Genomic DNA, 12,322 nt, shown 5'->3' with positions numbered 1-12,322 from the left:
AATCCGCAAAATACTCGATCAGTTCGATTGTTTACGAGATGCGATTGAGGATGTCTTGCGTTTCGCGTCTTAACAGCCTTGGCGGTTGCTATATATTATCGGCTGTAATAAATGGAAAGGACAGAAGTTAGGTTTATCCTGCTTCTGTCCCATTTAGGATTAGTTACCGTTCACAAAGTCAAGCAAGTGGCTATGCAGGCACCATCTCCTTTTGAAATCTCATCCAATGGCGATGTTGCGCGATCGCACTGATAAAATCATCAGCTACAGATTTTAAGTCAGATTCACTAGAAGTCACCACACCCATGTCAGAGCGTGCGCCATCTTGCGACAACTTCAGGCCCTCAATATTAGCCATCGATAGTAGTTCGACCCCTTCGCTGGTCGCGGCGATCGCTTTACAGTGTTTAAATGCCTCGTTAATGAAGTGAACCGCTTCTCCCTGCTGCTTGAGCATCTTGATACTCTGCGCTCCACCAGGTACATACACCGCATCAAACATCACAGAAGCAGCTGTTACAAAGGTCATCTCAACCGGGATTTCCTGACCATCATCGCCTTTAATTTTACCGCCATGAGTTGCAACGACCTTTGTATGAGCGCCCTGCTGCGTTAGTGCCTGCTGGAGTGCGCCCAGTTCCTGAGCATTTACACCATCCGCCGCTAGAATTGCAATCCGGCGACTCTTAATCGTTTTTTCTGGCATCTTCTCCAGCATAGTTTGGATACTGAGCGCCGGAGATTTTTGCCCATGATTTGGTTTGACTTCTGTAGGAGCAGGTAAGCCCAGTCCCTCAGCAATGCGGGTTACTAGCTGATGATCGACAGAGTTAAATAACTCCAGCATCCGCTCTTTGACGGCGGGGTTCATCACTTTGCCCAACTCAAAATGTGCGGCTTTGACTAAGTGTTCTTTCTCAGTCTCAGACAAACTGTTCCAGAATAAAGTTGCTTGACTGAAGTGGTCTTGGAAACTGGGGCTGCGTTCTCGAATTTTATGACCTTCCACCCGCTCTTGATAGCTGACAAAGCCGCCAAGATTTTCCGGAGCGTTCATCGGGCAACCATTACCGAGGGAATTCGGGAAGTAGTTTACCTTTGAAGTGGGAATGTTGTACTGCATAACGCCGTCCCTTTGGTTATTATGGAACGGACAAACAGGGCGGTTAATTGGTAAATCGGTATAATTTGCGCTTCCCAAACGGTGTACTTGCGTATCAGCGTAGGAGAAGATCCGACCTTGCAGCAGTGGGTCATCCGAGAAGTCGATGCCCGGTACAATATTGGCAGGTTGGAAAGCAACTTGCTCGGTTTCGGCAAAGTAGTTGTCTGGGTTGCGGTTGAGTACCATTTTGCCGATTGGCTTTACAGGAACCAGTTCTTCGGGAATCAGCTTGGTGGAATCAAGGATATCAAAATCAAATTTCAATTCGTCCTCTTCCTCGACAATCTGCACACCGAGTTCAAATTCCGGATAGTCGCCCATTTCGATCGCGTCCCCTAAATCGCGGCGATGAAAATCAGGGTCTTTTCCGCCTACTTTCTGCGCTTCATCCCACACTATTGAATGAACGCCCAGAATCGGCTTCCAGTGAAATTTTACAAACCTTGCTTTGCCTTGTTCGTTGACAAAGCGGAAAGTGTGAATACCAAACCCTTGCATCATGCGATAGCTTCTGGGAAGGGTGCGATCGGACAGTATCCACATAATCATGTGCATCGATTCCGGCATTAGCGAGATGAAGTCCCAGAAGTTATCATGAGCTGTTCCCGCTTGGGGCATCTCGTTGTGCGGTTCGGGTTTCAGGGCATGAACCAAGTCAGGAAACTTGATGGCATCTTGGATAAAAAACACCGGAATATTGTTGCCGACTATATCGTAGTTGCCATCTTCAGTGTAGAACCTGACAGCAAATCCGCGCACATCGCGGGCGGTATCAGCTGAACCCCGGAACCCGACAACCGTGGAAAATCGAACGAAGACCGGAGTTTTAACTGAGGGATCTTGAAGAAATTTTGCCTTTGTATACTCTGCCAGGGATTCATAAGGCTGGAAGTAACCATGAACACCTGCTCCTCGCGCATGAACTACTCGCTCTGGAATGCGCTCTCGGTCAAAGTGTGCTAGTTTCTCACGGAAGTGAAAGTCTTCTACCAATGTGGGGCCACGCGATCCAGCTTTGAGCGAATCATTTGTGTTGTTAACCCGAAGTCCCTGATTGGTGGTCAGATATTCCCCAACTTCTTGACGAGAGGAGTCTAGAGCCTTCTGCTTGCTTTGCTCGTCGATCGGATTGTGTTCACTCATGTTAAATATTTCAGGTGCTATTCAACAGTTTAATTAATTAGCGTGGCGTATCGATTTGGTTTAACCCTTGTCACCGCGATCGCAATGGCGCGCTGTCTGATTTACTAGCCTTTATTTAGTATTACTCATAAATCCAGAGCGCAGTCCGGCTGCTGCTTCCTTAACCGCCTGCTTCGCTTTATCTACCACTGCTCCGGTGCCAAAGAATTCATGAGTCACGCCGTTATAATTGATTGCCTTTACAGAAGAACCCGCTTCACGCAAACGCTTGGCGTAGGCTTCTCCTTCACTACGCAGTGGGTCAATTTCTGCTGTAATCACGGTCGCAGGTGGCAGACCGCGTAGGTTTTCTGCTCGCAGTGGTGAAGCATAGGGATTACTCCCATCAGATTCACTGTTTAGATATTGCTTCCAGAACCACATCATCATCGCTTTGTTGAGCGGTTTGGCATTAGCATTCTCCTGGTAGGAGGGTGTGTCAAAGGCGTAATTGGTAACAGGGTAGATTAGCATCTGATGCACAGGTATCTTGCCACCTCTATCACGTGCCATTAAGCAGGTGACAGTTGCCAAGTTGCCACCTGCGCTCTCGCCGCCGACTGCAACCTGCTTGGGGTCGCCGTTAATTCGGGCAGCATTCGCCATAACCCATTGAGTTGCAGCATAAGCATCTTCCGCCGCTGCGGGAAACTTATGTTCTGGGGCTTGGCGATAGGCGACAGATACAACCATACAGTTAGCTGCATTAGTCAAAGCGCGGCACGATGAATCATAGGTATCTAAATTGGCGATTACCCAGCCGCCGCCGTGGAAGTAGACCAGCACCGGGAAGGGTCCTTTTCCCTTTGGTAGATAAATACGCGCTAGAAGATCGCCCCCTGGCCCTGGTATAAGTTGATGGTTGACATCCCCGACCATTTCCACCGCAGGTTTGCGACGTTTGGCAAGCACGCCCATAACTGCATCTGCCACAGTTGGGTTGTTGCGAGCATTCATCGGCGACAATTTCTCAGTGGGCGGTGCGTTAAAAGAGGTAAGTTCATCTAACACGGCTTTCATCTGAGCATCAGGTGTGGATACAGCCTCTGCTGACTTTGCCAGAAGTGGGCTACCTAAGGCGATCGCCACCACCCCTGACCCAGCTAGTGTGGCAAACTCTCTTCTCGATATTTTCTGATTCACAAACTCCTCCAAAAAGTACCACAGCAGAAGTACAACCTAAATCTGACTGGTTTTTCCATCCAATTTGACGCGTAGGCCTAGTCCGTCGTAGACATCGCTAACGACATCATTTATCTCAAGCACTGGATTATTAGCCTGTTATAAGTGGCTCAGATCGCAGTAAGCTTACTTCTGGATGGCATTGAAGAGACTTACTTAACCTTTTAAAGTGCCTCATCAGTATTAATCTTAAAAAGCTAGAAACTGATCCTGCCTCTAGCATTGGTTAGTAATACCTAAGTTATTGTAGTGGAATAAACTACTGCTAAATGCAGATGTGATTTTGAATACAAAAAAGTTAAGCAAAGCGGGCGTTGCATAATGGCGGTATGAATTGAGGTGAAACTGGATCAAAGGTCCGCGTTGTGGGTCGTGTCACATCCGTAAAAACGGAAAGAAAAGAGGTAAGCAGAATCACATTTGCTGTGATTGCGACGTGCGTTCCGCCCCGCTTCTCTACAAGACGCTACGCGAACGCTAACGCCAATTCATTGATCGCTATGAACCACCCCAAGGCTACAGTGATGAAGTGAAACGGGAATGCCTGAAAATGTACGTTAATGGCATGGGATTTCGTGGCATCGAACGGAGTCATTGCGTGTGCATCACACGACATTGATTACTTGGGTAAAACTTGTGGGAGAACTGCTGCCTGATGCTTACAACCCACAAGCAATTCCAGAAGTTGGTGAACTCGATGAATTAGAAACGTTCGTCGGCTCAAAAAAAACAAAATTTGGCTTTGGACAGCAGTGAACCACTTCACACAAGGCATTTTAGCATGGGTTTTGGGCGATCATAGTGCTGAAACTTTCCGACCGTTATGGGATATCGTCAGTACTTGGCAGTGCTATTTCTATGTCACAGATGGATGGTTAGTCTATCCAGGCTTTATTCCAAAGGGGGACCAAATTGTAAGCAAGACTTACATGACGCGGGTTGAGGGGGAAAACACACGCTTGCGTCACTATCTGGCTCGATTACATCGCAAGACCCTATGCTATTCCAAGTCAGCACAAATGCTGAGATATTCGATTCGATTGTTACTTCACTATCTCAAATTTTGGGATGTTCCAATTCCTCAATGATTCATACCGCTATTATGCAACGCCAGCAAAGCGTTTACATTGAAGCAAGGTGGTATTTGCTCTGTTTTGGCTGCTGTTTAACATAATAATCCTTAAGCAATTGAAAATCTATACGGCTAATAGCGCTGAAAGTCAATACAGCGCTACTACGAACAGTGTTATTTTTTGATGTATGCCTAATTACTTGTGGCTTGCCTGGAGATATGGCAATAATAAAGAGATGCTGGCTGGATATTAAATCGAAGAGCAAATTTGCTTGGACTTTTTAAGTGAAGCGAGAACGTTGTTGACGACGTTGCTTGTGCCTAGCAATTGCTTTACGCTTCTCTTTTTCTATGGGTGTTTCAAAGTGACGCTTTTTTCTCATATCTTGGAAAATTCCTGCTTTAGAAACTTCCCGTTTAAATCTTCTTAAGGCTGATTCAATACCTTCATTCTCCCCTAAAACTACTTGTGTCATTCTCATTCCTCCTTAATGTGGATGAATAGTTCAAGACTAGATACCAAATAAAATATTCCAGCAGAATGGAGCTTTTGGCTTTATCTGCTGGAGACTCTAAATGTGAAATTCTCAGGAATCGACTTAGTAGCGATTATTGTTGCGGCGGGCATTATTACCGCCACCCCAACTACCACGAGAGGCGTTACTTCTTTCCTCACGAGGTTTAGCTTTGTTCACTTTCAAATCACGTCCCATCCACTCAGCACCATCAAGTGCATCAATGGCAGCTTGTTCTTGTGTGTCTGATTCCATTTCCACAAAAGCGAACCCACGCGGCCGGCCTGTTTCCCGATCTGTGGGTAGTTGAACACGATTTACTGTTCCGTATTCTGCAAAAGCCTGCTTTAGGTCCTCTTCTGTAACCTGATAGGACAGGTTTCCGACGTAAATTGACATAGAAATCTCCGAATTCAGGGAGTGTAGAGAGTTAAATTCGGAGAGACGGTTTTTAGAAATCAAAACGAGTTACTCAACCGAAAATAATCTTTATGTCCATGAGTGTAGCACAGCATTCAGCCTTTGAATATTGTCTGATAGTGAATTTTATTCACAAATCAAACCTTTAAGGACGGTTTGCAGACTTTCTAAAGACTGGCTTTTTTTGCTTGTACTTGTACTATATAAAGTTACACTTTTAATCGGAAATCGTAATTAACTCGCGATCGCCCAAATATTTAGTGTTTTTAAAATTAAGCTGTGGACTAAAAGGCAAAGATTATTATCGGTAGTGGGATTAATCATACCACGATCAACTGTCTTAAAAGCAAATTAAAGCAAATTAAAAAATATTCATCCTCAAGTACCCCGTTAGCTATGGTCAAACTGCGCTAAGATAGCTTCTGCTTTCTTACATAGTACTTCGTGATATTCACCATTAGTAGCTAGCAAACCTCCCCATTGATTGATATCACCAGTGTTATACTGCAACGGAGTGCCGTCGAAGTGGGTAAATTTACCACCAGCTTCTGTTAAAATCAATTCTGGAGCGGCTATATCCCAGTCTTTGGGCGCAGACTTGCCGGAAAGGGAAATGTAGATATCTGCCTGTTGCTCGACAATGGTGGCGATTTTGCAGCCTACACTACCGACAGATTTCTGATTTTGACAGGGTAAGTTTTGTAGCAGATGATCTAACCGTTGGTTGCGATGAGAGCGACTAACGACTAAGGTTAAATCCTCAACTCGTTTACCTGACGACACTTGTAAAGGAACAGATCCGTCACGGGTTTCTACAAATGTACCCCTGCCTTTGGTAGCGTAATATAACTTTTGAGCCTCTGGTACTGCCACCACTGCCAATACTGGGCGTGTTTCCTTGATTAAAGCAATGTGAACTGCATAGTCGCCAGTTTTTTCGATAAAGTCTCGTGTGCCATCCAAAGGGTCAATTATCCATACCCAAGGGGCGGAAGGTTGTATACCACTACTTGACGATTGATAAGTTTCTTCGCTGATGTAAGCAAAATCTTCGTTACCCAAAGTTGCTTGTAGCCTCTGCAAAATGTATTGACTCACTGCTACATCGGCAACAGTGACAGGCTCATTTTGCTTATATTGGACTTCTAAGTTACGGTCTTTTGCTGTGCCGTGGTAATACGAGCGCAGTATATCTGCTGCACCCCAACCTACCTCACGAGCGATCGCTAATATTTCTTGTAAATCTTTCATTAATTTAGCCTTCTATAATTTTATTAACCTGACAACTCAGCCCTTTAAATTCATCCAGCGCCGAGTACCAAAAAATTTACAGGAATCAGCAGCAATATTAGCTGCCAGTGACATTGCATCAGTAAAGCTTTCCCTTAAAATGTAATGACAGAAAGCACCGTGAAAAATATCTCCAGCCCCTAACGTATCAACCGCTTGAATCTGCGGCACATCTACGATACCAGTTTTAGTGCCACTCAAGTATTCAATTGATTCTTGCCCGTGGGTAATGGCAATGTGAGGAATGTCAAATCCACTGAGATAGCTAAAAACGTCTTCTCCAGTCTGGCAGTTGGGGGGATAAAAATTAGCTGAACAGATAGCGTAATCCACAAATGGTAGAATTTGCTCAAATCCAGGCTTCCAACTACCACCATCGATCGCTACTGGGATATTATTGGCTTTAGCCATTTGAACTATGGAATCACCAACCGCCATCTGATGCCCATCAATCAGTACGATATCGACATTTTGCAAAATATCTGGCGGGATAGATGCGCTGCTAGCTTGAGTTTTGACAGCATTGATCGAAACCACAGCGCGTTCACCTGTGGCTTGAGTGACAATAATCGAAGATACAGGCGGTACTAAATCAGTGGTAGGCTCAAGGTCTGCGATCGCAACTTTGTAATTTGCCAAGTCACCTCGAATTAGCTGCGTCATTGGGTGAGAACCCACTACACCTAAGACTGTAGCCTGATTTCCTAAATAATTGAAAGTTACAGCCGCGTTTGTTGCTGGGCCCCCTGCCGCTACAGTATAGTCAGTAGCGACAATCTTCTGATTATTCTTAGGGGCAGAGTCAGCAAGGTAAATCGAATCTAAAGTTACTAAACCTACAAATAATCCACGATTCATCTGCTCTTTCGTTCAAAATTCAATTCTGAATTCTGGCTCCTGACTCCTGAATTCTTTCTTGGTAAATGGGTATGGCTCTTGGCGACTGACAACATCGATTGCTGTCTTCAACCAATCAATATAAGTCTCCTCTCTTCGGATTACCAACTCCAGCACCAGCCTTTGCATCACCTGCTTGCGGTTGGCAGATTCATCACCGAGTGATGGCAAATCGATGGTTTCACATTCAGTCAGCTTTTTGCTTCGAGCCGTCAATTGTTGCTCCAGTAGGTGAATGATGGTTTCATTCGACAACTGATCTGCAAAATGCAACTGGACGAGTAAAGGTTCTCTGATAGTCGGTAAGGGCTGATGAATCCCTAGCCATCGGCTAAATTCGGCTTTCCCTAGCTCTGTCACACTGTAGACTTTGCGGTTGGGGCGATCGTGTTGAATCTCAATGTTACAGGTAATCCAGCCTTGCTCAACTAGCTTATCGAGAGTTCTGTAAATTTGTGCCTGATCTGCTGGCCATAAATGGGCAATGCATTGATCGAAGCAGCTCGTTTTCAGGTCGTAGCCCGTCATTTCTTGCTGCTGAAGAAGACCTAAAATTACATTTGCTAGCGACATGAAGATGGTTTTCCCATAATTGATATTTTCTCGCTCAGTTCTACACTATGTACTTCTTATAATTTTATGCTAATATATGATTAATCAAATATAAGACATAACGGTTATAAAAAGATATGCTCATTATAATGCTTCTTAGCAAGGAAACCAAATACATAAAAAACTCCATTCACAAGGGCATGGGGAAGAGTTACCAACTCCCTTCAGGAGTGCTGTTAGTGGATAGCTAGGGTTGAGCCAGTGCTGAGTAGGGAAGAAGAAGGGAATAGGTTACAGGTTACAGGGTACAGATTATTCCCTATCACCTGTTACCTGTCTCCTGTCACCCAATTCCAATGCCCAATTCTCAATGCTTAGAAATTATTTAAGCCATTGAAGACTATTGTAACGAAAGGATAATTAACATTGACTTCTAACACACTTACACAAAGAATACGTCAGCATCAATATCTGCGTGATTTACGAAACAAATTACTCTATCTTCACAAGATGTTGCTGGAGACAGAACGCATTGCCTACGAACAGATTAGTGGACGAGTATCAAGTGGAGAACTTCTTCAGCTAGTCATCGCTCATGAACAATTTGCTTGGCTACATCGCATTTCTGAGATGGTTGTGCAAGTTGATGAAATGCTCCAAGCAGATGAACCGATATTGCTGGATGACTTCCAAAAATTGATTGCTGATGTCCGTACACTCATTGTACCGTTAGAGACGGGCAATACCTTCGAGAGAAAGTATTACAACGCTCTCCAGCGCGAACCTGGTGCTGTGTTGGCACATGCAGAGATATCCAGATTTCTCACGTCTAAGGTTTAAGGGACTTGCAAAAAATCAATATCCCAAATTATTTGTAGTAGGGGCACGGCAGGCCGTGCCCCTACGTTCGCGGAGCGTCCCGCAGGGATGGGATGTTTTTTTAACTAGAAGTCCCTAAAGGTAAGATTTTTATAAGCAGCGATCGCTAATTTACCCAAACAGTGCTGAGTAAAAAAGTAAGAATCGTACTCAAATAATTACTAATTCGTAATTTGTAATTCGTAATTATGAAGTTAAACTACGAATTACTGTCTTCTCTACGAGACGCTCCGCGAACGTAGCAGTAGCGAGTCCGCGTACTCTTACAGAGAAGCAAGCTACGCTTTTAGCATCTGTCTGCGACACGCTGCGCGAACGTAGAGAGCGTCATTATCAATTACGAATTATGTTGACCTGTCAGCAGTTCTACAACATCTAATTAATGACTAATGACCCATTTGCACCAGTTATCGGACAACAGCAAGCTATAGAATTACTTACTCAGGCTGTCAGACAAAAGCGGGTTCCTCCAGCCTACTTATTTGTGGGGCCGGATGGTGTAGGCAGGAGTTTAGCAGCCAGGTGTTTTGTGGAATTGCTATTTTCTAGTGGGATGGGAGTTAATGCATCTTTACAAAACCGTTTGCGTCAGGGGAACCATCCGGCTTTGTTGTGGGTGCAACCAACGTACCAATACCAGGGACAACGATTAACAGCAGCAGAAGCAGCCGAAAAAGGACTCAAGCGTAAAGCTCCTCCGGTAATCCGACTAGAGCAAATTCGGGGAATTACCGAGTTTTTAGGTCGTCCGCCCTTGGAAGCGCCGAGAAATGTGGTAGTGCTGGAAGAAGCCCAAACAATGGCAGAAGCCGCAGCGAATGCTTTACTTAAAACCTTGGAAGAACCGGGACAGGCGACATTAATTTTAATTGCACCTACACCTGAATCTGTGTTGCCGACTTTGGTATCACGCTGTCAACGCATTCCTTTTTATCGCTTAGATGCACAGTCTTTGGCTTTTGTACTCACACAAACAGGTCATCAGGAAATTTTGTCAAATCAGGCAGTATTGAGCATAGCAGCTGGTAGTGCTGGAAGTGCGATCGCATCTTATGAGCAATTACAAGCTATTCCTGATAAGTTACTCGAAGACTTGAAAAAAGCGCCTAAATCTTACCGTAACGCCTTAGAGTTAGCCAAAAAAATTGATCAGGATTTAGATACAGAAGCACAACTGTGGTTAGTTGATTATCTTCAGCAATTCTACTGGCAGCAGTGGCATCAACCTAGTATCATTAACCAGCTAGAACAATCTCGGAAACACTTGCTTTCTTACGCTCAACCACGGCTAGTTTGGGAATGTCTGCTTTTATCTGTGTATCAAAAATCAAATTCTATTTCTCCTACTCATCGCTGAGTGAGATTGTATTTCTATAGTTCCTCATCAAAGTCTCAGTACAATATTTAATTAATTCGTAGCGAAATAAATTAGGTAAAACTCTGCGTTACTTTACGTCCCTCTGCGTTTCAAAATATTACAATGTCTTGTTCATCCTCTATCGTCAAGTTCATAGCGAGTGAAGGTATTGTAATAAAAGCGATTCCTGGATAAAACAAAAAGTTTATATGACCTCAGTTTTTCCTCACAAAAAAGCCAAAGCCTTAAAACCTACCAGCCGCCGCCCTGCGAAAGAACTCTGTAGCGAGTGCGGACTATGCGATACATACTATATTCACTATGTCAAGGAAGCCTGCGCTTTTATTAATCAGCAAATAGGCAAACTTGAAGCAGAAACACACACGCGATCGCGCCATCTCGAAAACCCCGATGAACTCTACTTTGGTGTTCACCAAGACATGATAGCTGCGAAGAAACAGCAGGCGATTGAAGGCGCACAATGGACAGGTATTGTTAGCAGCATTGCTATTGAAATGCTTAATCACGGCTTAGTTGAAGGTGTAGTCTGCGTGCAAAACACCAAAGAAGACCGCTTTCAACCCATGCCCGTCATCGCCCGTACCCCAGAAGAAATACTAGCAGCGCGGGTAAATAAACCAACACTTTCTCCGAACCTTTCCGTATTAGAACAGGTGGAAAAATCGGGGATGAAGCGGCTGTTGGTAATTGGTGTTGGTTGCCAAATCCAGGCACTACGAGCTGTAGAAAAACAACTTGGTTTAGAAAAGCTATATGTTTTGGGTACGCCCTGCGTAGATAACGTTAACCGCGCCGGATTGCAAAAATTCTTAGAAACCACCAGCCGATCGCCTGATACAGTTGTGCATTACGAATTCATGCAAGACTTCCGGGTTCATTTCAAACATGAAGATGGCTCATCTGAAACAGTGCCTTTCTTTGGCTTGAAGACCAACAAACTCAAAGATGTCTTTGCACCATCCTGTATGAGTTGCTTTGATTATGTCAACTCTCTAGCCGACTTAGTTGTTGGCTACATGGGCGCACCCTTCGGTTGGCAATGGATTGTAGTTAGAAATGACACTGGTAAGGAAATGCTGGATTTAGTCAAAGACCAGTTAGACACCCAACCAGTAACGTCTAAAGGCAACCGGAAAGAAGCTGTACAACAAAGTATTCCCGCTTACGATAAAGGCGTTACCCTGCCGATGTGGGCAGCAAAACTGATGGGTGTGGTAATCGAAAAAATCGGCCCCAAAGGTCTAGAATATGCGCGATTTTCCATTGATTCTCACTTTACTCGGAATTATTTGTATGTGAAACGCAATCATCCAGAGAAATTAGAAGCGCACGTTCCAGAGTTTGCCAAACGTATTGTTAGGCAATATAAATTACCAGAATAGAAGAGGGACGGGGTATTGGGCATTGGGCACTTGTACTGAGCGTAGTCGAAGTATTGGGCATTGGGCACAGGGGAAAGACTTACTGCTACTTCTCCTCTGCTCCCCTGCTCCTCCCTACGGTGTATACACAAGTCGGAAAAACTTTATCCATCAAAGATTTGCGGTGCGTTACGCTGGCGTGACAAAGCTAAATTGTTGCAATCATGGCGATGCCTACGGTGGTCACTGAGCTTTGTCGAAGTGCTGGCTACGCCTACGCATTTGTTATTTTGGCGAACTCATTTGTTATTTTGGCGAACTCATTTGTTATTTCGGCGAACTCATTTGTTATTTCGGCGAACTCATTTGTTATTTTGGCGAACTCATTTGTTATTTCGGCGAACTCATTTGTTATTTTGGCGAACTCAT

Annotated in this window: 11 protein-coding genes and 1 pseudogene; 5 read left to right on the top strand and 7 right to left on the bottom strand. The window is 44.5% G+C overall.

The annotated features are described in order from the left end of the window. Positions 1 to 190: 190 nt before the first annotated feature. On the bottom strand, positions 191 to 2,308 hold the full coding sequence (locus V7L12_RS05555; RefSeq protein WP_335082822.1) for a catalase: 2,118 nt from the start codon (positions 2,306 to 2,308) through the stop codon (positions 191 to 193). A gap of 111 nt (positions 2,309 to 2,419) precedes the next feature. Continuing rightward, the gene (locus V7L12_RS05550; protein WP_335082820.1) at positions 2,420 to 3,490 is read right to left on the bottom strand and encodes an alpha/beta hydrolase; all 1,071 of its coding nucleotides are present in this window, start codon (positions 3,488 to 3,490) and stop codon (positions 2,420 to 2,422) included. A gap of 388 nt (positions 3,491 to 3,878) precedes the next feature. On the opposite strand from V7L12_RS05550, the pseudogene V7L12_RS05545 reads away from it, so the two are divergent. Beyond that, a pseudogene (locus V7L12_RS05545) lies at positions 3,879 to 4,617 on the top strand (IS1 family transposase). A gap of 265 nt (positions 4,618 to 4,882) precedes the next feature. Here V7L12_RS05545 and rpsU read toward each other — a convergent pair. The 5 genes from rpsU to V7L12_RS05520 form a co-directional block, all read right to left on the bottom strand. Then, the gene (gene rpsU / locus V7L12_RS05540; protein ID WP_335082818.1) at positions 4,883 to 5,077 is read right to left on the bottom strand and encodes a 30S ribosomal protein S21; all 195 of its coding nucleotides are present in this window, start codon (positions 5,075 to 5,077) and stop codon (positions 4,883 to 4,885) included. A gap of 123 nt (positions 5,078 to 5,200) precedes the next feature. Continuing rightward, positions 5,201 to 5,515 (bottom strand): RNA recognition motif domain-containing protein, encoded by a 315-nt coding sequence (locus V7L12_RS05535; protein ID WP_335082816.1) that lies wholly within the window; start codon positions 5,513 to 5,515, stop codon positions 5,201 to 5,203. A gap of 411 nt (positions 5,516 to 5,926) precedes the next feature. Next, on the bottom strand, positions 5,927 to 6,787 hold the full coding sequence (locus V7L12_RS05530; RefSeq protein WP_335082814.1) for a 3'(2'),5'-bisphosphate nucleotidase CysQ family protein: 861 nt from the start codon (positions 6,785 to 6,787) through the stop codon (positions 5,927 to 5,929). Positions 6,788 to 6,823: 36 nt separating this feature from the next. After that, positions 6,824 to 7,684, bottom strand: coding sequence for a sugar kinase (locus V7L12_RS05525; protein WP_335082812.1), 861 nt, complete (start codon positions 7,682 to 7,684; stop codon positions 6,824 to 6,826). Positions 7,685 to 7,696: 12 nt separating this feature from the next. Beyond that, positions 7,697 to 8,296 carry a PadR family transcriptional regulator gene (locus tag V7L12_RS05520; protein ID WP_335082810.1) on the bottom strand — a complete coding sequence of 200 codons (600 nt, stop codon included), beginning with the start codon at positions 8,294 to 8,296 and terminating at the stop codon, positions 7,697 to 7,699. 405 nt (positions 8,297 to 8,701) lie between these two features. Between V7L12_RS05520 and V7L12_RS05515 the strand changes: the two genes are divergently transcribed. The 4 genes from V7L12_RS05515 (at position 8,702) to V7L12_RS05500 (ending at position 12,143) form a co-directional block, all read left to right on the top strand. Further along, positions 8,702 to 9,115 carry a hypothetical protein gene (locus V7L12_RS05515; RefSeq protein WP_292745367.1) on the top strand — a complete coding sequence of 138 codons (414 nt, stop codon included), beginning with the start codon at positions 8,702 to 8,704 and terminating at the stop codon, positions 9,113 to 9,115. A 421-nt stretch (positions 9,116 to 9,536) separates the two neighbouring features. After that, on the top strand, positions 9,537 to 10,511 hold the full coding sequence (locus tag V7L12_RS05510; RefSeq protein WP_335082808.1) for a DNA polymerase III subunit delta': 975 nt from the start codon (positions 9,537 to 9,539) through the stop codon (positions 10,509 to 10,511). Between the two features lie 209 nt (positions 10,512 to 10,720). Then, positions 10,721 to 11,914, top strand: a complete 1,194-nt coding sequence (locus V7L12_RS05505) for a Coenzyme F420 hydrogenase/dehydrogenase, beta subunit C-terminal domain (protein WP_335082806.1) — start codon at positions 10,721 to 10,723, stop codon at positions 11,912 to 11,914. Positions 11,915 to 11,936: 22 nt separating this feature from the next. Continuing rightward, the gene (locus tag V7L12_RS05500) at positions 11,937 to 12,143 is read left to right on the top strand and encodes a hypothetical protein (protein WP_335082804.1); all 207 of its coding nucleotides are present in this window, start codon (positions 11,937 to 11,939) and stop codon (positions 12,141 to 12,143) included. Positions 12,144 to 12,322: the final 179 nt, after the last annotated feature.

The sequence above is a fragment of the Nostoc sp. genome, assembly GCF_036918245.1.
In the GTDB taxonomy this organism is placed as follows: domain Bacteria; phylum Cyanobacteriota; class Cyanobacteriia; order Cyanobacteriales; family Nostocaceae; genus Nostoc.
The sequence above is the reverse complement of the archived record's forward strand: the minus strand, read 5'-3'. Positions and strand labels throughout refer to the sequence as shown.

Bases quoted from the DNA above. Each gene is read 5' to 3' on its own strand.
- V7L12_RS05555 (WP_335082822.1), bottom strand. From the start codon at position 2,308: ATGAGTGAACACAATCCGATCGACGAGCAAAGCAAGCAGAAGGCTCTA.
- rpsU (WP_335082818.1), bottom strand. From the start codon at position 5,077: ATGACACAAGTAGTTTTAGGGGAGAATGAAGGTATTGAATCAGCCTTA.
- V7L12_RS05535 (WP_335082816.1), bottom strand. From the start codon at position 5,515: ATGTCAATTTACGTCGGAAACCTGTCCTATCAGGTTACAGAAGAGGAC.
- V7L12_RS05530 (WP_335082814.1), bottom strand. From the start codon at position 6,787: ATGAAAGATTTACAAGAAATATTAGCGATCGCTCGTGAGGTAGGTTGG.
- V7L12_RS05525 (WP_335082812.1), bottom strand. From the start codon at position 7,684: ATGAATCGTGGATTATTTGTAGGTTTAGTAACTTTAGATTCGATTTAC.
- V7L12_RS05520 (WP_335082810.1), bottom strand. From the start codon at position 8,296: ATGTCGCTAGCAAATGTAATTTTAGGTCTTCTTCAGCAGCAAGAAATG.
- V7L12_RS05510 (WP_335082808.1), top strand. From the start codon at position 9,537: ATGACTAATGACCCATTTGCACCAGTTATCGGACAACAGCAAGCTATA.
- V7L12_RS05505 (WP_335082806.1), top strand. From the start codon at position 10,721: ATGACCTCAGTTTTTCCTCACAAAAAAGCCAAAGCCTTAAAACCTACC.